The sequence below is a fragment of the Marinobacter sp. L-80 genome, from assembly GCF_056859395.1.
In genome coordinates this window covers 84,028-104,070 of record NZ_JBSXOI010000049.1, presented here as the reverse complement: position 1 = coordinate 104,070, position 20,043 = coordinate 84,028, and the positions used below count along the sequence as shown (strand labels likewise).

17 protein-coding genes are annotated in these 20,043 nt (G+C 61.0%); 8 read left to right on the top strand and 9 right to left on the bottom strand.

What is annotated here, in order from left to right:
* The first annotated feature begins 17 nt into the window (after window positions 1–17).
* On the top strand, window positions 18–251 hold the full coding sequence (locus AC13E3_RS05485) for a DUF2789 domain-containing protein (protein ID WP_008173223.1): 234 nt from the start codon (window positions 18–20) through the stop codon (window positions 249–251).
* On the opposite strand, the gene AC13E3_RS05480 is transcribed toward AC13E3_RS05485, so the two are convergent.
* From AC13E3_RS05480 to AC13E3_RS05450, 7 genes are all read right to left on the bottom strand, one after another.
* On the bottom strand, window positions 245–1,738 hold the full coding sequence (locus AC13E3_RS05480) for a GGDEF domain-containing protein (RefSeq protein WP_053114168.1): 1,494 nt from the start codon (window positions 1,736–1,738) through the stop codon (window positions 245–247). The two genes, AC13E3_RS05485 and AC13E3_RS05480, sit on opposite strands and share 7 nt — an antisense overlap.
* Before the next feature lie 68 nt (window positions 1,739–1,806).
* Window positions 1,807–2,739, bottom strand: coding sequence for a tyrosine recombinase XerC (xerC, locus tag AC13E3_RS05475; protein WP_288367072.1), 933 nt, complete (start codon window positions 2,737–2,739; stop codon window positions 1,807–1,809).
* A 28-nt stretch (window positions 2,740–2,767) separates the two neighbouring features.
* Entirely contained in the window at window positions 2,768–3,514 is a 747-nt protein-coding gene (locus tag AC13E3_RS05470; protein WP_008173212.1) for a DUF484 family protein, read from the bottom strand.
* Window positions 3,515–3,530: 16 nt separating this feature from the next.
* Window positions 3,531–4,445 (bottom strand): diaminopimelate epimerase, encoded by a 915-nt coding sequence (gene dapF / locus AC13E3_RS05465; protein WP_008173211.1) that lies wholly within the window; start codon window positions 4,443–4,445, stop codon window positions 3,531–3,533.
* Window positions 4,446–4,459: 14 nt separating this feature from the next.
* Window positions 4,460–5,710: a diaminopimelate decarboxylase gene (lysA, locus tag AC13E3_RS05460; protein ID WP_008173209.1), complete on the bottom strand. Its 1,251-nt coding sequence runs from the start codon at window positions 5,708–5,710 to the stop codon at window positions 4,460–4,462.
* Window positions 5,711–5,751: 41 nt separating this feature from the next.
* Window positions 5,752–5,913, bottom strand: a complete 162-nt coding sequence (gene lptM, locus AC13E3_RS05455; RefSeq protein WP_227497818.1) for an LPS translocon maturation chaperone LptM — start codon at window positions 5,911–5,913, stop codon at window positions 5,752–5,754.
* Between the two features lie 66 nt (window positions 5,914–5,979).
* On the bottom strand, window positions 5,980–8,838 hold the full coding sequence (locus AC13E3_RS05450) for a class I adenylate cyclase (RefSeq protein ID WP_482901797.1): 2,859 nt from the start codon (window positions 8,836–8,838) through the stop codon (window positions 5,980–5,982).
* Between the two features lie 109 nt (window positions 8,839–8,947).
* Here AC13E3_RS05450 and AC13E3_RS05445 point away from each other — a divergent pair, with 109 nt between their 5' ends.
* A complete protein-coding gene (locus AC13E3_RS05445) occupies window positions 8,948–11,392 on the top strand; it encodes an EAL domain-containing protein (RefSeq protein WP_008173202.1) in 2,445 nt (814 codons plus the stop codon).
* Between the two features lie 27 nt (window positions 11,393–11,419).
* Here AC13E3_RS05445 and argH read toward each other — a convergent pair whose 3' ends face one another.
* Complete coding sequence (argH, locus tag AC13E3_RS05440; RefSeq protein ID WP_008173200.1) at window positions 11,420–12,829, bottom strand: argininosuccinate lyase; 1,410 nt, start codon at window positions 12,827–12,829, stop codon at window positions 11,420–11,422.
* Between the two features lie 119 nt (window positions 12,830–12,948).
* Between argH and AC13E3_RS05435 the strand changes: the two genes are divergently transcribed.
* The 6 genes from AC13E3_RS05435 to AC13E3_RS05410 all read left to right on the top strand — a co-directional run bounded on the left by AC13E3_RS05435 (window position 12,949) and on the right by AC13E3_RS05410 (window position 18,963).
* Window positions 12,949–13,989 (top strand): sensor histidine kinase, encoded by a 1,041-nt coding sequence (locus AC13E3_RS05435; RefSeq protein WP_288367048.1) that lies wholly within the window; start codon window positions 12,949–12,951, stop codon window positions 13,987–13,989.
* A 29-nt stretch (window positions 13,990–14,018) separates the two neighbouring features.
* Window positions 14,019–14,768 carry a LytR/AlgR family response regulator transcription factor gene (locus tag AC13E3_RS05430; RefSeq protein ID WP_014575852.1) on the top strand — a complete coding sequence of 250 codons (750 nt, stop codon included), beginning with the start codon at window positions 14,019–14,021 and terminating at the stop codon, window positions 14,766–14,768.
* A 92-nt stretch (window positions 14,769–14,860) separates the two neighbouring features.
* Window positions 14,861–15,802: a hydroxymethylbilane synthase gene (gene hemC / locus AC13E3_RS05425; protein ID WP_014575851.1), complete on the top strand. Its 942-nt coding sequence runs from the start codon at window positions 14,861–14,863 to the stop codon at window positions 15,800–15,802.
* Complete coding sequence (locus AC13E3_RS05420) at window positions 15,783–16,592, top strand: uroporphyrinogen-III synthase (protein WP_053114160.1); 810 nt, start codon at window positions 15,783–15,785, stop codon at window positions 16,590–16,592. The genes hemC and AC13E3_RS05420 overlap by 20 nt, the downstream gene beginning before the upstream one ends.
* Before the next feature lie 8 nt (window positions 16,593–16,600).
* Window positions 16,601–17,725, top strand: a complete 1,125-nt coding sequence (locus AC13E3_RS05415) for a uroporphyrinogen-III C-methyltransferase (protein WP_482901796.1) — start codon at window positions 16,601–16,603, stop codon at window positions 17,723–17,725.
* Entirely contained in the window at window positions 17,722–18,963 is a 1,242-nt protein-coding gene (locus tag AC13E3_RS05410; RefSeq protein ID WP_053114155.1) for a heme biosynthesis HemY N-terminal domain-containing protein, read from the top strand. The genes AC13E3_RS05415 and AC13E3_RS05410 overlap by 4 nt, the downstream gene beginning before the upstream one ends.
* A 74-nt stretch (window positions 18,964–19,037) precedes the next feature.
* Here the strand turns inward: AC13E3_RS05410 and AC13E3_RS05405 are convergent, their stop codons facing one another.
* Window positions 19,038–20,042: an FAD-binding oxidoreductase gene (locus tag AC13E3_RS05405; RefSeq protein ID WP_053114153.1), complete on the bottom strand. Its 1,005-nt coding sequence runs from the start codon at window positions 20,040–20,042 to the stop codon at window positions 19,038–19,040.
* Between the last annotated feature and the right edge of the window lies 1 nt (window position 20,043).

Here is a 20,043-nt window from a genome sequence, read left to right as displayed (position 1 = left end):
ACGGGAGACGAATGTCCATGGACACCAGCAAACACACCCTCAGTACTCTGTTCGAGCAACTAGGCCTGGCGTCCGACGCCAAAAGCATTGAGGATTTTGTCGCCAGGTACTCGCCCCTGCCGAGCGAAGTTGCCATCCAGGATGCTCCCATCTGGTCCGAAAGCCAGTCTCACTTCCTGGAAGAAGGCCTGGAGGAAGACAGCGACTGGGCGGAGGTGATCGACGAGCTGGACGCAATGATGCGTCACTGAACGTCGGCACTATCGCTGATCATCACCTGGTCCCGGCCGGCGTCCTTGGCCTGATAGAGGGCCCGGTCGGCCCGGTCAAACACCGACTCCTCGGTGTCGCCGGCAATGAATCCCGCGAGGCCGGCTGAGAAGGTCACAGTCACCGGCTCGCCGCGGAAGTGGAACGGCAGCTTGCCGACATGTTCCCGCAACTTGTCCACCACTGCTCGCGCGTCTGAAGGTTCGGTTTCCGGGAACAACACCACGAATTCCTCGCCGCCAAAACGAGCCACAAAATCCGTGGTGCGCAAGCGATCCCTGAATTCCCTCGCAACCAGCTGCAGCACCCTGTCGCCGGCCTTGTGACCATAGGAGTCGTTGATCCGTTTGAAAAGATCGATATCCAGCACACCGATGGTCAACGGATGGCTGTAGCGTTGCCAGCGGTTGTACTCGAATGACAGTCGCTCCTGCCAGGCTTCACGATTGGGCAACTCGGTAAGCAGGTCAGTCATGGCCCGGAGCCGCTCCTTACGGACCTGTTCCTGCATCTGCTCGGAGTGGGCCTCCATGGCCGCCACTTTCTCCTGCATGGCCTCAAGCTGCTCGGAGAGCGCACGCTCGCGCTCGGATTCCTGGGTACGGAAACGGCCTACCGCCTGACCAATGGACTCAAGATGACGACTGACCGACTGTTTTAGGTCCTGAAGGTCATCGCTCTCCTGCAAACGTTGCCCAACCCGCTCAATTTCCTCGCGGATCTCCCGATCAAGGTGCTCTGAGGCATCCAATCGGCCGGACTGGGCCGAAGACTGGGCCGAGAAGTGTTCCCTCAACAGCTCCAGACGTTCATCGAGACGCTTGAGAAAGGCTTCGAACTCGCGCTTGCTCCGGGTAACCGCAGCGATGACCAGCTCAGCCACATGGTTCAGGCCTTCGCGCAATTCATCCCAGTCGTTACTGGCCAGGAGAGATTGCTGCAACGCCCGGGCCCGGGCCTCGGCGGCAGGCTCAAGGGAGACCTGGGTAAGCATCTGACCCAACAGCTGGCCCACACGGCGGGCAATGCGCAACCGCTGAACGTTGTCCTCGACATCCTGGTCATTGCCCGGGAGGGACTCCGGCTGCTCGCTGCTTTCCGGTAAAGGTTCCGCGCTGACCTGTTGCTGCTGTTGCTGGGGCTCTTGCTCTGGTTCTCGCGCCAGACGGGAGAAAAAGGAAGGCTTCCTGTCGTTGGCCGACTGGCGCTCATCGAGCAGGGCGACCTGGCGATCAATCTGATCCTGCAAGTCCTTCCAGGCGTCCACATCTACCCGGTTTTTCCGCAGGTCCTTCCGGATGCGAGCCAGTAACCGATCCAGCTCCGGGGTCTGGCCTTCGGAGGCGAGACTGGTGCGCACCAGCATGCGTTCAAGGGTATTCCGCTCCGCCTTCCACTGCTTTTCCCGATTGTCTGCAGACTCGAGTTCCTGAAGGTATTTTTCCTTCCAGGACTGATCCGATGCCATGGAGCGCTCCCGCCTATCCTTGCTGTACTGTTGATGTGTGAAAAACCCCTGGATGACCCTTGCTGGCCTCAGGAACTCTCGTCACTGGTCTTACCATGATACCGATCGCGTCGTGCTCTGGGGTGACTCTGGTCATAAACCCGCGCCAAATGTTGAAAATCAAGATGAGTATAGACCTGGGTCGTGGCAATGTCGGCATGGCCCAGAAGTTCCTGTACGGCACGAAGGTCACCACTGGATTCAAGCATGTGGCTGGCAAACGAGTGTCGCAGCAGGTGCGGATGGAGCTTCTGGTCGGCACCACGGCTGATTCCCCAACGGCTAAGGCGGGCCTGGATACTTCGGTGGCTGAGTCTTTCGCCCCGCTGGCTGACGAACAGAGCAGCCTCACCGTCATTGGCCAGCGCCGCTCTGTACGGTAGCCAGGCCTGTATGGCTGAAATGGCTTTTCGTCCGACGGGCAGCAGCCGTTCCTTGTCACCCTTACCCATCACGCGAACCTCACCACTGCGCAGATCGACGGTATCCAGATCCAGGCTTGCCAGCTCCGCCAGCCGCAACCCGGAAGAATACATCAGCTCGAACATACATAGATCCCGCACTTCCAGGGGATCGTCCGGCTGTCCGTCCAGTAGATAATTCAGTTGATCCACATCTGCAACGCGAGGCAGACGGCGGCCACTCTTGGGGGCCCGGATATCCAGCGCCGGATTATCCGATGCCAGCTTCTCCCTGAGCAGGAACTGGTAGAAACGGCGGGTCGCCGAGAGATGTCTGGCAATGCTCCGGCCTGACAACCCCTCCCGGCTGAGCGTCGCGACGTAGCGGCGCAGGTCGTGGTTGGTCACCCGTTGCCAGGCAACGAATCCACTGCGGCCCAACCAGTCCGCCAGACGCAAAAGGTCGCGCTGGTAGCTGTCGCAGGTTCTCGGAGAATGGCGTTTTTCAGAAGCCAGGTGCCGGATAAATTCCGCCAGCGGCCCGGTCAGCTCATTGGGCACTGTCGGACTCTCCGGGGCTTCTGACACGTTAGCGGGACTCCGTCGCCATGTCGGTGACCGGAGCAGCCGCTGTGTGGCGCTGCACCATGGGCGGCAGCAGGCGGCTTAGTGTGTCGCTGATGTAGCTCAGGAACAGGGAACCCATGCTCTGGTCAAAGTACCCCGGCTGGCAGCTACCGACCGCAAACACGCCCACCAGCTCGTCATGCCTCAGCGGCACCAGGGCGACCGAGGCAATGGGTTCTTCACGGTCCGGAAACAGGAACTCCCGTTCGCTTTCACGGAACTGACCGCACACAGCCCGCTCACCTTCCAGCAGGCTGCCCAGGCGCTCACGGGCCGCAGAAGGACTGACCACATGCAGGGCGCCTTGAGAGGCCTCAGGCAGCTCAACATCGGTAAACAACAAAACAGAAGCGGCGTCGAGACCGAAATCACCACGGATACTGTCATCAATGGCAGCAGCCATATCGTTGAGCGTCCGCGCTTCAATCACCTGCATCAGCAAACGCTTGCTCTTCTCGAACAACCGGTCGTTATGGCGGGCGATGGATACAAGCTCTACCAACTCCCTGCGCAGGGTGTCCCGCTGCTCCCGGAACAGATGCACCTGGCGTTCGACCAGCGAAATGGCCCGGCCACTGTCGTGGGGCAGGGTCAGGCTGCGCAGCAGCTCGTCCTGGTCGATGAAGAAATCGGGGTTGGCGCGCAGGTAATCCGCCACCTCTTCCCGGGTGAGCTCACCGGCCTTCTGGCGGGCCGTTTGTTCTGTCATGGAGTACTCCTGGCTGTCAGGATCGTTGTTTATGGGGGCGAGCGCTCCTGCGTCGACGACCACCAGAATCACCCGGCAGCCTCAACTGCCCCTCAAATACGCTGGTTGCAGGCCCTTCCATCATAACAGGGGTCCCTTCACCCTGCCATTCAATGACCAGAGGGCCACCCCGCAATTCCACTTCCACGCGGGCATCCAGCAGGCCTCGCAGGCAGCCGGCCACCACGGCGGCACAGGCACCACTACCGCAGGCGAGGGTCTCGCCCGAGCCACGCTCAAACACCCGCAGGCGGACATGGGTACGATCCAGAATCTGGAGAAACCCGATGTTGGCCCGTGCCGGGAAGCGGGGATGCCGCTCGAGCTTGGGCCCCAGCGTTTCCACCGGCGCCTGGTCTACATCCTCAACCAGCAGCACACCATGGGGGTTACCCATGGACAAGGCGCTCAGTTCCACTGTCTGGCCGTCCACATCCACGGTGTAGACATCCTTTCGACGGTCGGCGGCGAACGGAATGGCCGGCGGATTGAACTCGGGCACGCCCATATTGACCATCACCATGCCTTCCCGGCCGACACGGAGCTCGATCACGCCCTTGGCGGTCTGGACGCGGATGACCTTTTTGTTGGTCAGTCGCTGGTCCCGGACAAACCGGGCGAAGCAGCGGGCACCGTTGCCGCACTGCTCCACCTCGGACCCGTCCGCATTGAAAATGCGGTAGCGGAAATCGACATCCGGCAGCCCGGGCGGCTCCACCACCAGCAACTGATCGAAGCCAATTCCGAAATTCCTGTTGGCCAGTTCGCGGATCATCTCGGGGCGCAGACGAAAAGGCTGGCTGATGGCATCCACCACCATAAAATCATTACCCAGCCCATGCATCTTGGTGAATCGAAGCATGGGGCCCTGGGTCCGGCGTTGCTGTGTCATCTCCTCGCTCCCGCTCATTCCGGAAGGCAGCTCTCGGGTGCGAGCTGGTCTTCGAGAGTTTCACGGCGGCGGACCACATGCACCTGGTCGCCATCGACCATGAGTTCCGGCGGCCGGTTCCGCGTGTTGTAGTTTGAGCTCATGACAAAGCCATAGGCTCCCGCAGAGCGAACCGCCAGCAGATCCCCGGCCTGCAGGCGCAGGTGACGGTCCTTGCCCAGGAAATCGCCGGTTTCACAGACCGGACCAACCAGATCCCAGGCCTTTTCCTCACCATCCTGGTGTGGCTTGACCGGGATAATCGCCTGCCAGGCGCTGTACAGGGCCGGCCGGATCAGATCATTCATGGCGGCATCAATGATGGCAAAATTCCGGTGCTCGGTGCACTTCAGGAATTCGACTCTGGTAACCAGGATGCCAGCGTTGGCGGCAATGGATCGGCCGGGCTCCAGAATCAGCTCCAGTTTGCGGTCACCCAGGCGCTCGGCCAGCGCTTTCACGTAATCCGACGGCTGTGGTGGCTGCTCATGGTTGTAGGTGACGCCCAGGCCACCGCCCATATCCAGGTGATGAATGTGGATGCCCTGGTCCGCCAGGGAATCAATCAGGGCCAGCACTCGGTCCAGTGCGTCGAGGAACGGTGACACGCTCGTCAGCTGTGAGCCGATGTGACAATCCACACCCTTCACGTCGAGATTCGGCATACCTGCCGCACGGGCATAGACCTGCGACGCTTCGGCAATATCAATCCCGAACTTGTTCTCTTTCAGACCCGTGGAAATATAGGGATGGGTACCGGCATCAACATCCGGGTTCACCCGCAGAGAGATCGGCGCCTTTACGCCGAGTTCTCCCGCCACCGCATTGAGCCTGTCCAGTTCGGTATCGGATTCGACGTTGAAGCAGCGCACGCCCACTTCAAGGGCCCGCTTCATTTCCCACTCCTGCTTGCCAACGCCGGAGAAGACCACCCGCGACGGATCACCACCGGCCCGCAGTACCCGCTCCAGCTCGCCGGCCGACACGATATCAAAGCCGGCACCGAGCCGCGCGAGAACGTTCAGCACCGCCAGATTGCTATTGGCTTTAACGGCGTAGCACACCAGATGCGGGTGATCCCGAAGGGCGTCATCATAGGCCCGGTAATGTCGCTCAAGCGTGGCGCGCGAATACACGTAGGCCGGTGTGCCAAAACGATCGGCAATGGCAGAGACAGGGATATCCTCGGCGTACAGCTCGCCGTCGCGGTAGTTGAAATGATCCATGAGTTTCCTGATTCGTTTAACGGGGCCGGGAGGCCATGGCGCTAGTCGCGGGTTTCTTCGCGATCGGGCTGCTCCTGGGCCGAATCCGGCCCGGACGTTATCGAAGCGGCCTGACTGTCACGGTACAACGGACCTTTCTGACCGCAACCGCTCACAACCAGAGCCAGCATCAACGTCATGATCGACAGAGTCCACGCTCGCATATCGGCTACCTACCCCTGAGTTCACTATGGGCGCAGTATACCTGACACCCGCCCCGGGCCGCGAGGTCAGCGAGTCCTCGCGAGGTGGCGGTTCAGGGAATCTTCCAGCACAGACCGGTAATACAGGTATTGGCTGGTCTGGATATCCTGCTGATACACCCGGGGGTCGAGGTCGTGGGGCAGGTGGATATCGGTCAGGTACACCGGGTAGACCTCATCGCTATGTCGGAGGGAGCGGATGTAGTGGGCCACTGCCGGAATCAACTGGTCGCCGTACTCCTGGACGCTGAATTCCTGGTCACCACAGAAAATGTCGAAGCGCAGGCGACTGTCGCCCTCGTGGATGCCCACGGCCTGCACCTCAAATCCGGGCAGAGGCACTCCCGAATCCGACTCCGGCCGGTACTCGGCCCGCCAGGCCCCGTCCCGCCGGACAATTTCGTAGCACTGGACGCCGGCCACAACGCCGGCGGAATCGGTATGGCGCAGCAATCGCCGCTCGATCAGGTTATCCAGGAAACGCAGTACCGGCACCAGCAAATGCCGTCGACTGGTCACCGCCTGTTCCCAGCTGAACACAGAACCCAGTTCGTCAACGACCCAGAGCCGGGCCTGATCGCCGAGAATACGATAAAACACCTGGATGTTGTCCGGTTCGCTGGCCAGGCAAACCGCCCGCAAGGCCGGCTCGTCCTGCAACGCGTAACGATCGAACACCACCGGCAGGTACCGCTCCTGGGGCAGCGCCAGATGCTCCATCAGCGCCTCAAAGCTGTCGAGTGCCACAAACCCCGGTTCCAGGCCGTTGAACTGGAGCAGGAAGTAGCGACGATCCATTTCAATCACATAGCGCAGCGGATGCGGGCCGGTACCTCCGGCAAAAAAGGGCCGGAGGACATCGGCAAACAGCTCCTGAACCCGGCGGGCAATGGCAGAGCCATGACCACGGTTGTGGCAGTGCACCTGAACGGCCGGCAATTCGTCGGGATTGGCTGCCACCGAGGCGAGAACATTCTTCAGGCACTGGATCAGTGTATCGCCCGCTGCGTAATGCTGGAGACTGACTTCATGCCAGCTGTTGAAGGTAATCTGGTCGATGCTGATGACCAGATTCTCCCGCCCGCCGCTAAAGCCCAGGGAATCGTGCCGGGAACTGAGCTTGTGAAGGCCCTTTTCCGTGAGGTGGGCCTGAGGGTCAATGCCGACGTTCACCAACAGCAGATTCCTCAATGGCCGGACGCCCCGGGACAACGCTTCCCGTTCCGCCGGGGCAATCGGAAATGGCAGGAACGCAGACAGGGCATCAAGCATTTCACGCAACTCGCTGACGGACGCAATACTGTTGCCCGACCGCACATTCAGCCGAGTCGAGCGGGTCAGCAGACCGTTGCAATAGCACCAGACCATCAGTTCCGCCAGATTGCCAGAGCGACGGATAACCGGCTGCCAGAAAGCGTCTGCCGGGTCTTCGAGGTCCCGGTAAAGCAGCCAGCCGTCGGCGTCGCCGCCCTGCTCCGACTGATGATGAAATGCCAGGTTTTCCTCCGCCAGCGACGGGGCCAGCCCGGGATTGATCTGCTCGATCTTGCCCGCCTTGCGCTGAAACGCGGCATAAAGCTTGCGGCCGAGGAGATTGATATCGTTGGCGCTGATGGCGGCGCGTTGGCCATGCTCCCTGGCCATTTTCGACAGCAGGCGGTAACCGTGGGTCAATTCGTTGACGATGGTGCGACGCAGGGTGGTGACATCCTCTGCCCGCCAGCGTTGACGATCATCCAGCTCCGCCAGCGTGTTTTCACTCCAGCCCCAACCTGTCACCAGCTGGCGCAGCAGGCGGGCACGCCACTGCTCACCGGAGACCTCGGACCGTGTCAGTGGCAAACCGGCTTTCAGATACAGGCTCCGGCGAATCAGGTCCAGCCTCGACGCCACTTCCGGCCCGGTCAGCCAGCCCTCCAGCCGATTGTAGAGCATGACGTAAGGGTCCAGACGGTCGGCATCGGTTTCGCCGCGGAAAACGGCCCGCTTGAACTGGCTGGACAACAGAGCCTCAACGGTGGTCCGCGCATAACATTCGATCAGAAGGAGTTTCAGAATCGACTTCCAGGGCGCATCAATCCCCTTGTACAACTGCCAGACGCCCGCACCAAGAAATTCTTCCTCCGGAATCGCCGGCACCGGGCCAAAATCGATATAGTCCTCGGCGCGCACAAACCGGTAATCTACCAGCTTGCGCATGCAGTCATCGTAGGTTTCCTCCCGCTCCGCAGGAATCAGCCACCACATGGGCCAGGCACCGGCCAGATGGATGCTGGTCCGATAGAACTCGTCCAGCAGCAGGAAATGCTGGGCGCTGCCACAGTTCTCGCCGGTCACCTCTACCCGTTGCCGACCGGCACGCCAATCCGAAGCACAGAAGACGAATACGTGCAGTTCGACACCGAAAGATTCCGCCCAGCGGGCCAGCTTCTCGGCTTTGCGCTCAAGACAGCGGATGCCCCGCTCGGGCAGGTCACTGCGGTGACAGAGCCAGACGTCGAGGTCACTGGCCACGGAATGGCCAAGGGTTCCCGGGCTGCCCATCAGGAACATGGCGTCCAGATCCGGTTTGCGCTTGCCTTCATCCTTCAGCGAAAAAGTCCGGGCCAGTCGACGAGCCGCATTGATGGTGGCCGGTGACGGCTGATAGTTGCTCAGGCCATAGGGGCAATCGCTGTCCAGGTAACCGGGCAGGGCCGGATGGTTGAGATGAAACACCAGCGGCAGAATTTCCAGCACCATCTGCTGGCGATAGGACAACGCAGAATGGGCACGGTCCCAGCGCTGCTGATTGACCAGCAGAAACCGGTCCCTCAGGCGACGGAGGGTCTTGCGATCTATTCCCTCCTCAAAGTCGAGGGAAATCGGGGCAACGTGGGCGGTCAAGGCGGCTCCGCAGAGAGGTTCTTTTCAGCATCAGTATGAGTATGATGTCGGCATCGTGGCAAAACCTTTAAAAAAATAAAAGCTGCAGGACACGCGAGGCTTACCCGCTGTGAAAGAATTCATCATTCGCCGCTACCGTTCGGACCAGTCCGCGACCTCCGGGCGCCAGACCGTTTTACGCATCGACGATGAAGGAAAAGTTCTGTTCGCTGACCACCAGGCCGAGGCGGTGCTCGGTTATGAGAGCAGCGAACTGGAAGGCCAACCGGTGCACCGGATCCTGGCATCTCGCCAGGATGATCCCTTTGCACCGGCAAACCGCCACCGGATCGAGCGTGGCCAGAACGTCCTGGTGACCTTCCGGCACAAGGAAGGTTTCTTCTACACCGCCTGCCTGAGCCTGCGACTCGACGTTCGGGATTCCGACAAGGCGGCGAGTGCCACGATTGCCTTGTGCGACAGCTCAAGCAGGGATTCCCGCCTGTTGCGAGCAGCGGAGAGCAGTGCCGGTTTCGGGATCTGGGAACTGGACACCCGCACGAATGAAATGACCTGGACCGAGGGAATGTTCCAGCTTCTCGAGCTGAGACCGGGCGCCGAAATCACGCCCGAACAGGCGCTTTTCTACTGCCAGACCGGCCAGGCCAGGGTCCGGGCCATGTTCCGCCGTTGCCTCCGAACCGGAGACGCATTCTCCCTCAACCTCGATATCGTTACCTCGCAACAGAACCATCGGCGGGTGACGCTCAGTTGTCGGGCTCTGAAACAGGGCGGCCGGATTACCGGGCTCGGCGGCACCCTGGTAGACCGGACCGCCGATATGAAACTCGACAGGGCTCGCCAGCACGCAAACACCATGCTCGCAGCGGTCACCAGCGCCACCTCCGATCTGGTTGTGGCGGTCGATCTCTCGTTCAACCTGCTCCACTTCAATGACGCCTGGGCCAGACAGTTTGCCGAAACCTTTGGCGGGCGCCCGGAGGCAGGCGACAACCTGAGCGACTTGCTTCAGGAGTTCCCGAACGAACGCAGGCTGATGGAACGGCTCTGGCACCGGGCCTTCGAACGTGACAACTTCGTGGTCGAGATGCCCATGGCCCAGCAGTCGCGCCAGCTACCAGTGCATGAATTCCATTACCAGCGCCTGACCAACGACCAGGGAGAAATCACCGGCGCGGTGCACGTGGCCCGTCGCATTGAGCCCAGGCTGAATCACGCCTCCAGTGAGGAATACCGGATACGTCACGATCCGGTTACCGGCCTGATGAACAGAAAGGCATTCATCGCTCGGGTATTAAGAACCCTGGAGCAGAAAACCCATCGGGAATCCTGCGACAGCCTGCTCTACCTGGATCTGGATGAATTCGAACGCTTTAACGATCTTGCTGGCAGCGGCACCTGTGATCGCTACCTCAGGGAGCTGGCCGGCAACCTCGGCGTGCGCGTCCGGCAGCGTGACGCCCTCGCCCGCCTCGCTGGCGACACCTTCGCCCTTCTGATCGAGAACTGCCCGGAAGCGCGGGCCCGCAAGATTGCCCAGGAAACCCTTGATTTGATCGGCGACTTTGTCTTCGACTGGCAGGGTCACAGCCTCCAGACCACCGCATCGGGCGGCCTGTTGATTCTGGACAACGACGTCCCTGCGGATCCGGAGCAGCTTCTGGTCCAGGCTGCGGACCTGTGCCACACCGCCAAAACCTCCGGACGCAACCGGGTTCACGCGGCCAGCGCTATTGCCAACCAGACGGACGATTCAGTGGCCAGCAAACGGGTCGAGCAGATCCGCGACGCGCTGGACAAACAGTCGCTGATTCTGGAATACCAGGCCATGAGGCCGGTGGCCAGCCCCACCTGGGGCGATCACATCGAAATCCTCTGTCGGATTCCAACAACGTCGGATGATGAGACGACACTCCTGCCCGACGATTTCCTGCCCATTGCGGAACGGTTTGACCTGGCAAAGCGCCTGGATCGCCAGGTGATCCGGCAAACCCTGGAATGGCTCGGTAACCAGCCCTTGCTGGAACCCCGATTGAAGTACTGTGGATTTAACCTGTCACTGGCAACTGTGTTGGATGACACCTTCGCCGACTTCATGGCCGATGCCCTGAACCAATCCCCGTTTGCCCCGGACTGTTTCTGCCTGGAAATCCGTGAGGCCCACGCCACCCAGTATCCCGACGACGTGGCCGTGCTTTGCGACGCCCTGCATCGGGCAGGCTTCCGCGTCGCCCTGGACGGTGCCGGCGCATCGGTGGAAAGCTACAGCCTGGCGGCGAGATTACCCGTGGATATCATCAAACTGGACCGGAGAATGGTTCAGCAGCTGGAGGAGGACCCGGTGCAGCAGGTGATGCTGGAAGCACTGCACCGGATTGCCGAGGCCGCCGGCAAAGTGACGGTGGCCACGTTTATCGAAAGCGACGATGCCCTTCGCAAGGTACGGACTCTGGGCATTCACTACGGACAGGGCTACCGGCTATGCCGACCTGAGCCACTGGACGAACTCACGCCGGCGGCGGTAGACCTCGCTACAGGGCGAATCGGCGGTTAACCGTTTCGCCCCGCTGAGTGCGCCGGCTCAACCCAGCTGGTTGCGGGCCCGACCGACCGCCGCACGCACCTGATCCGGCGCTGTGCCACCGAGATGATCACGGGCCTGGACCGAACCTTCCAGGGTCAGCACATCGAAAACATCGGGGCCGATATGATCGGAGAACTGCTGCAGCTCTTCGAGGGTCATATCAGACAGGTCACGACCTTCAGCCACACCGAACGCCACGGACTTGCCCACGATCTCGTGGGCGTCCCGGAAAGGCACGCCTTTCTTGACCAGGTAATCCGCCAGATCGGTAGCGGTCGAGAAACCGCGCTTGGCTGCCACTCTCATGTTATCGGCCTTGGAGCGAATGGCCGGAATCATGTCGGCGTAGGCTTTCAGGCAGCCCTTGATGGTATCGACCGTGTCGAACAGTGGTTCCTTGTCTTCCTGGTTGTCCTTGTTGTAGGCCAGCGGCTGGCTTTTCATCAGGGTCAGCAGGCTGATCAGGTGGCCATTGACACGACCGGTCTTGCCCCGGACCAGTTCCGGCACGTCGGGGTTCTTTTTCTGGGGCATGATGGACGAGCCGGTGCAGAACCGGTCCGGCAGATCAATGAAGTCGAACTGGGCGGAGGTCCATAGCACAAGCTCCTCGCTGAATCTGGAAAGATGCGTCATCAGCAGTGCCGCAAAGCTGCAGAACTCGATGGCAAAATCCCGGTCGCTGACAGAGTCCAGGCTGTTCTCGGTGGGCCGGTCGAAGCCCAGCAGTCGGGCGGTCATTGCCCGATCAATGGGATAGGTAGTGCCTGCCAGGGCCGCTGCGCCCAGGGGCATTACGTTCACCCGCTTGCGGCAATCCTGCAGACGCTCGGCATCCCGAACCAGCATCTCGTACCAGGCCAGCAAGTGGTGCCCGAAGGTCACCGGCTGGGCAGTCTGCAGATGGGTGAAGCCGGGCATGATGGTGTCCGCCTCGCGCTCGGCGAGATCCAGCAGGCCAGATTTCAGGCGATTCAGTTCCTCGGCAATCACGTCGATCTCGTCCCGCAGGTACAGACGGATATCGGTGGCTACCTGATCGTTGCGGCTTCGGCCGGTGTGCAGCTTCTTGCCCGTAATACCGATACGGTCGGTGAGGCGTGCTTCAATGTTCATGTGCACGTCTTCAAGGCTGACCGACCACTGGAAGTTGCCGGCCTCGATGTCTGCCTTGACGCCTTTCAGGCCCTCAATGATCTGGTCCCGCTCGTCGGCGGTAAGCACGCCAACCTCGGCCAGCATGGTGGCATGGGCAATGGAACCGGTGATGTCGTGATGGTACAGGCGCTGGTCAAATCCCACAGATGCAGTAAATTTTTCAACAAAGGCATCGGTGGGTTCACTGAAGCGCCCGCCCCAGGGTTTTTCAGAGCTTGTGGTCTGGTCAGACTTTTTCTGATCCGTCATGGTCTATCTTTCCTGCTGACAGCCCGGCATCATCTGGCGGGAACTGGGTACATTGAACGTGGCGGGAGTATACCATTCTGACCCGGGTAAAGGAGACACCCCGTAACGGGGACAAAGATGTGACAGCGAGCGAGTTCTTCGTTCCGGACCTGTGCCGGGTGAGGGCCGTGTTCCTGTTGCTGGTGACCAGTGAACTGCTGGTTCTGGTGCTCGCCATCGTGCAGGCGGATCGGGGCTGGATCGACTGGAATTACTTCGGACTGCTGTCACTGTTCGTGCAGTGGACCACCCTCACCAGTGCCGCCCTGATCTGCCTATTGCGCACGCGGCTTGCTCGAATGTCCGTCTCCGGGGCAACGACCACCATCGTCGCCATTGTGCTGCTGGATGTGCTCGCCTTCAGCCTGTTCGCCGACAGCGTACTGCACCCCCAGGACGGCGTGGCTGTCTGGCAGGGCGTGGCCAAGAAGATGCTGCTGGCGTTGCTGATCGTGCTCATGGTGCTGCGCTATTTTTACCTGCAGCACCAGTGGCAACAGCAGCGTGAAGCGGAAATGCAGGCGCATCTGGCATCACTGCAGGCCCGCATTCAGCCACACTTCCTGTTCAACAGCATGAACACCATTGCCAGCCTGATTGCCATCAATCCGGAACGGGCCGAAGAAGCCGTTCTGGATCTTTCGGAACTGTTTCGCGCCAGCCTTCGCACCGGCGACCAGCTGATTCCGCTATCGAGGGAACTGGCTTTGTGCCAGCGTTACCTGGCCATCGAAGCACTGCGCCTGGGCGACCGCCTGAAACTGGAATGGCAGATTGAAGAAGGCCTGGAGCACCAGGCCATTCCCCCGCTCACACTGCAGCCATTGGTGGAAAACGCCATCTACCATGGTATCCAGCCGCGCCCGGACGGTGGCACCGTCAGGATTGAAGCCCAGGCCAAAGGCGAATTTGTCTACCTGCTGGTACAGAATCCAAAGCCGGACCAGAATAAGCAGCAACATGACGGCAACCGAATGGCGCTGGCCAACATTCAGTCACGGCTACGGGCGCTTTTCGGTGAGCCGGCGGTGCTCAAACACAGCCACCAGCACGATGTGTACACGGTTACCCTGCGACTGCCGCGACGGAAGGCCGGCGAGCAGAGAGCCCGAAAACAATAAACCCCTGACCAACGGAACCGAGACAAGACATGACTGATACCCGCAGCGTCCTGATCGCCGATGACGAACCCCTGGCCCGGGAACGCATCCGCCGGTTGGTGGAGGCGGTTCCGGGGTATCGGGTCTGTGGCGAAGCTGCAGACGGCGACAGTTGCTTGAAACAGGTGGCGGAACTGGAGCCAGACATACTGTTGCTGGATATCCGGATGCCGGGCATGGACGGCATGGAGGCCGCCAGCAGACTTAGCCAACTGGCCAATCCACCGGCGCTGATCTTCTGCACGGCCTACGACCACTACGCTATCCAGGCATTCGACGTGCAGGCCATCGCCTACCTGCTCAAACCGGTTCGCAAAGAGGCCTTGGCGGAGGCCCTGGCCCGGGCCGGCAGGGTCAACCGGGTACAGTTGCAGGCACTCAACGGCCAGGCTGCCCACAGCCAGGAACAGTTGGCGGTGCGCACGCACCGCGGCACCGAGCTGATCGATCTGTCGGAAATCCTCTACTGCGAGGCAGATCAAAAATACGTCACCATCCATCACGCCCGGGGCGAAACCGTGTGTGACTACACGCTGAAGGAACTGGAAAACAGCTACCCGAGCACCCTGCTCAGGATCCACCGGAACACCCTGGTGGGGGTTCGCTTTATCCAGGCACTGAGACGGACGCCGGATGGCCACAATCTGGTCGCCCTGAGGGAAGGCCGGGGCGAACTGCCGGTCAGTCGCCGCCATGCCAGCAATGTCCGCCAGTGGCTTCAGGAACATCAGCCGGGCTGAATCAGCAGCGCGCCTGAGGCGGGAGCTGCGGGACTTTTCTGCCGCTACAAGGTAACCTTGGCGGACATTTTTCCGAACCGACAGTGAGTGTCATGTCCAAACGTACCCTTCGCATTGCAACCCGCAGCAGCGCCCTTGCGCTGTGGCAGGCGGAATTCATTAAGGCCGAGCTGGAAAGGCTGCACGACAACATCACCGTGGAACTGGTCAAGATAAAGACCCAGGGTGACAAGATCCTGGACGTGCCTCTGGCCAAAATCGGCGGCAAGGGCCTGTTCGTCAAGGAACTGGAAGAAGCCATGCTGGACGGCCGCGCAGACCTGGCCGTCCACTCCATGAAAGACGTGCCCATGGAATTCCCGGAAGGACTGGGGCTGGTGGCGATCTGCGAGCGGGAAGACCCGACCGATGCCTTCGTAAGCAACCACTATGACAACGTTGACGCCCTGCCCCACGGCGCCGTGGTTGGCACTGCGAGCCTGCGCCGGGAGGCCCAGCTGCGGGCCTACCGCCCGGACCTGGAAATTCGCGTGCTGCGGGGCAACGTCAACACCCGGCTGGCCAAGCTGGATGCCGGCGAATACGAAGCGATTGTACTGGCCAGCTCCGGGCTCAAGCGCCTGGGCTTTCACGAGCGCATCCGCTACTGCCTGCCCGACACGTTGTCGCTGCCGGCGGTCGGCCAGGGCGCCCTGGGCATTGAATGCCGGGTCGATGACCAGGATCTGCTAGCCATGCTTGAACCCCTGAAGCACAAAGACACCTGGGATCGCGTCACTGCCGAACGGGCTCTGAACCGTCGACTGGAGGGTGGTTGTCAGGTGCCAATCGCGGCGTACGCGCTTCTTGAAGACGACGATACAATCTGGCTGCGGGGCCTGGTGGGCGCAGTTGATGGCACCCAGATTTTCCGGGTCGAAGGCCGCGCGCCACGGGCCGAAGGCGAACGTCTGGGCCGGGAACTGGCCGAGGATCTGCTGGCTCTCGGAGCCGACAAGGTGCTGGCTGAAATCTATGGCCACACACCAACCTGATCCCGACCTGAACGGCCGGCGGATTCTGATCTGCCGGCCCGAACCCGAGGCATCGCGCCTGGCCAGCCGGTTTCGTGCAGCCGGTGCCGATGTACATATCCTGCCACTGATTGACCGGGAACCTCTGCCGGAAACGCCCGAGCGCCGCACACTCATTCTGAGCCTTGATGAATTTTCCCATGTGATCGCGGTCAGCCCGTTTGCCGCCCGACTGCTGCTGGAAGAGGTGGACACCTGGTGGCCCCAGGTTCCCATGGGCATCCGCTGGTATGGCGTTGGTGCCGGCACCGCATCCGTGCTTGCGGAACACGGTCTCAGCCCGCGGCGGCCGCCCGAGGGCTGGACCAGCGAGGCACTGCTGGCATTGCCGTCACTGCAAAACCTCCAGCATGAGCGGGTTCTGCTCGCTCGCGGGGAAACCGGACGCGAACTGATCCGCGAAACCCTTGAAGCCAGGGGCGCCCGCGTAACCCTGCTGCCCCTGTACCGCCGCTTTCGCCCTGACCACACGCCGGAGCGGATCCGGGCCACCCTCGATACCTTTGCTCCGGAGGCCATCGTCGCCCTGTCGGGCGAAACCTTGAACAATCTCATCGCACTATGTGCGAATAGCGGCCATAATCTATACGATAGGTTATTGATTGTTCCCGCAGATCGGGTTGCCGAACAGGCCCGGGCAGCGGGATTCCGAAATCCGTGTATACCAGGAAGCCTTGCCGATAACGACATCGTGGCCACGGTTGCAGCGCAACTTGCCGGCCGGGACGGTGGCTCCGGAAAAGCCAAGTAAGGACGCCCGTGACAGAGACAACGAATCAACTGCCCGCAACCGTTTCCAAGGAACCGCCTGCTCGCCAGAAACTCTGGCCGGTATGGCTGGTTGCCATTCTCGCCCTCATCATCGCAATCGCCCTGGCGCTCTGGAGCTGGCAACAGTGGAACAATCACCAGGCTGTCATGCAGACACTCCAGAGTCTGAAGCAGGACACCGCCCAGCTTGAAGATCTCTATGGCGACCGCGGCAGCCAGCAAAGCCAGCGCCTGCAGTCCCTCGAAGAGAAACTGGCGAGCCAGCGGGAACTTATTGCCACCCAGCAGCGCCAGATCGACCACAATGCCCGTGAACTGCTGGAAGCCGGAAACCGCACACGCACGGACTGGCTGCTGGCCGAGGCGGAATACCTTCTGCGCATTGCCAATCAGCGGTTGATGATCGAAAAAGACATCCGCGGAGCCATGTCGGCCCTGGAAGCGGCAGACGAAGTGCTGACTGAATCCGACGACATCGGTGTCTACCCGGTTCGCCAGCAACTGGCTCGCGAAATCCTCGCACTCAAGGGCCTGACCGGCGTTGACCGCACCGGACTCTACCTGACACTGGAAGCGGCCATCAACAGCATTCACCAGCTTACCGACCAGGCCCTGATCAGTGAGAACGCGCCCGGCTTTGTGGTCAGCGCTGCACAGGGAGAAAGCGCTGGAACCGGCGAAGAACCCGGCGCTGTGGTACAGGCCTGGAACAAGGTGAAAGCAACACTGATGCAGGTGGTGGTTGTGCGCCGCATGGACGAACCGGTCAAGCCGCTGCTCTCTCCCGACCAGAGCGCCTATGCCCGACTGAACCTCCAACTGATGCTGGAAGAGGCAGAGATGGCGGTATTGCGGGGCAACCAGCCGCTGTATGAGCGCGCCCTTACCAAGGCCCGAACCACCATTGACGACTGGTACAACGCAAGCAATCCCCGGGTCACCGCCCTGAGTGACACCCTGGCTGAGCTGGCCGGCAAGAACGTGGACCCGGAGCTGCCGGATATCAGTCAGTCCCTGGACCTGCTCAAGGAGCGGCTGGCCGGACGCCTAAATGCCAACAATGATAATGGCGAGGACAACGCCGACGGCGGTAATGGAGGCGATGATTCATGATTCGCCTGTTACTGATCGTTCTGCTGGCGCTGCTGATTGGCACCGGCCTTTCCCTCGGATTGCAATATGATCTGGGCTACATCCGGATCAGCCTTGGCCATTACCTGATCGAAACCAACTTCTGGGTGGGGCTGGGCCTGATCGTGGCCCTGATCGTGCTGACTGTCCTGACCATCAACCTTATCCGCCGACTCAGAACCAGCACCGGCCTGGTGGCGGGCTGGATTGCCCGCGGCAATGAACGCCGGGCCCGACGCCGGACCACCCAGGGTTTGCTGGCGCTGGCCGAAGGCAACTGGCCCAGGGCCCGCAAACTGCTGACATCCTCCGCCAGCCATGCCGACACGCCCCTGATCAATTATCTTGCCGCCGCCCAGGCATCGTTCGAAACCGGTGATCACGAGGCCGTGGATGATCTGCTGCGCAAGGCCTTCGACAGCACCCCCGGTTCTGACATGGCCGTCGGTATTACCCAGGCCCAGCTGCAACTGGCAGGCAACCGCCTTGAACAGGCCCTGGCCACGCTGGTTCGCCTTCGCAAACAGTCGCCCCATCACCCCTTTGTGCTGAAACTGCTCAAAAACACCTATCTGCGCCTGGAAGACTGGCGCGAACTGTCCAGGTTATTGCCTGAACTTCGCAAACGCAGCGTGCTCTCGGAAGCGGAACTCAATGATCTGGAACGCCAGGTCTGGCATAACCTGCTGGAGCGTGCCGCGGAAGATTGCCGGCGCCAGCAGAAACAGGATCCCGATGCATCCCTGGAACCGCTGACCAGGCTCTGGGACGAATTGCCGGGCTTCCTGCGTCGCGACGAATACACCATAAGGGACTACGCCCGCCTGCTTGCCAGCCTTGGCGACGAGGTACAGACCGAAACCCTGTTGCGCAAGGTGCTGCGCAACCACTGGAGCGATGAGCTGATCAATCTGTACGGGCGGGTGAAGGGCCAGAAACCGGATGAACAGTTGTTACTGGCCGAACAATGGCTGAAAGACCGGCCCAACAACCCCGAGCTTCTGCTGGCCCTGGGCCGGCTGAGCCTTCGCAACGAACTCTGGGGCAAGGCCCGTGAATATTTCGAGACCAGCCTGCGGCTGAAGCGGAGCCGGGAGGCACTGGCAGAGCTAAGCCGCCTGAATGCCCACATGGGCGAGGAAGAAGCCAGCGTCAAATTGCTGATGCAGGGGCTGGCCAAGGATAACGGGCTGCCGGAACTGCCAATGCCGAGGGCTTAGCGCCAAGGTGTAATGAAAAAGGGCCAGATGAACGTCTCATCTGGCCCTTTTTTTATTCTACTACACAGGCTGCTTCACGAACGGGGGGCGTACTCCAGCACGTCAGAAAAGAACGCCTCTTCGGGCAGGCCCGCATCTACCAGAGCATCCATCAGTGTGTACACCATGGTGGGCGAACCGCTGGCATGGACCTCCACATTCTTCCAGTCCATACCGGATGCAAGCACCGCGCGAACCAGCTGGTCGTGATGGCCAGCCCAGTCATTATCCTCGTCATCTCCCACCACCGGCAGGAACGTGAAGCGGGGCCACTCGTCCTGCCACTGCTGTGCCAGGGCGCGAAGATACATGTCCTCGTGTCGACGAACTCCCCAGTACAGCTTGACCGGTTGGTCGTAGGACGTTTCCCGGAGGTAATCCACCAGGCTCTTCATCTGGGCAAAGCCGGTGCCGGCAGCCACCAGCAACAGCGGCCTGGTCGGCACTGACGCCAGGCAGGCTTTGCCATGGGGCAGCTCCACGGTTACCTCGCCACCGGACGTCAGGGCATCAATCACCTTCTGCGCGGACACCCACTCGGGGGTCGCCTGGATATGCAGCTCGATATTCTGGTCCGATGGACTGCTGGCGATGGAAAAGTAACAGGGGTCAGCATCAGGCAGATTGACCGACAGATATTGCCCGGCATGAAACGACAGCTCCCGACGCCGCGGAAGCTGTAGCTCAACGCGATAGACATCGTGACTGATCGACCTTACGTCCACGACTTTTGCCTGAAACTTGCCAGGCTGATTGTTTCCAGCTGCCATAACGGCGGATATCTCCAGTTCCAGATCCGTGAGCGCGATGCTACGGCACATCATCAAGCGCTCACCGATCTTTATAGTCTGTTGGTTTCGGGTATTAAGCGCGGCGCCCTTCAGTAACCGGGCCTCGCAGATTTCACATACCCCGTTGCGACAGGCTGCCGGCACAGCTACGCCAGCCCGCGCGGCAGCGCCGAGCAAGTCTGCCTCCGACGCCGCAATGAAGGCGATACCAGAGGGCCAAAGCCGCACCGCCCGATGTTCACTGCCCATA

Coding starts and splice junctions, on each gene's coding strand:
- AC13E3_RS05405 (WP_053114153.1), bottom strand. CDS start 20,042: ATGGGCAGTGAACATCGGGCGGTGCGGCTTTGGCCCTCTGGTATCGCC.
- AC13E3_RS05430 (WP_014575852.1), top strand. CDS start 14,019: ATGACTGATACCCGCAGCGTCCTGATCGCCGATGACGAACCCCTGGCC.
- lptM (WP_227497818.1), bottom strand. CDS start 5,913: ATGCGAGCGTGGACTCTGTCGATCATGACGTTGATGCTGGCTCTGGTT.
- dapF (WP_008173211.1), bottom strand. CDS start 4,445: ATGACACAGCAACGCCGGACCCAGGGCCCCATGCTTCGATTCACCAAG.
- lysA (WP_008173209.1), bottom strand. CDS start 5,710: ATGGATCATTTCAACTACCGCGACGGCGAGCTGTACGCCGAGGATATC.
- AC13E3_RS05480 (WP_053114168.1), bottom strand. CDS start 1,738: ATGGCATCGGATCAGTCCTGGAAGGAAAAATACCTTCAGGAACTCGAG.
- AC13E3_RS05410 (WP_053114155.1), top strand. CDS start 17,722: ATGATTCGCCTGTTACTGATCGTTCTGCTGGCGCTGCTGATTGGCACC.
- AC13E3_RS05420 (WP_053114160.1), top strand. CDS start 15,783: ATGGCCACACACCAACCTGATCCCGACCTGAACGGCCGGCGGATTCTG.
- AC13E3_RS05470 (WP_008173212.1), bottom strand. CDS start 3,514: ATGACAGAACAAACGGCCCGCCAGAAGGCCGGTGAGCTCACCCGGGAA.
- argH (WP_008173200.1), bottom strand. CDS start 12,829: ATGACGGATCAGAAAAAGTCTGACCAGACCACAAGCTCTGAAAAACCC.
- hemC (WP_014575851.1), top strand. CDS start 14,861: ATGTCCAAACGTACCCTTCGCATTGCAACCCGCAGCAGCGCCCTTGCG.
- AC13E3_RS05485 (WP_008173223.1), top strand. CDS start 18: ATGGACACCAGCAAACACACCCTCAGTACTCTGTTCGAGCAACTAGGC.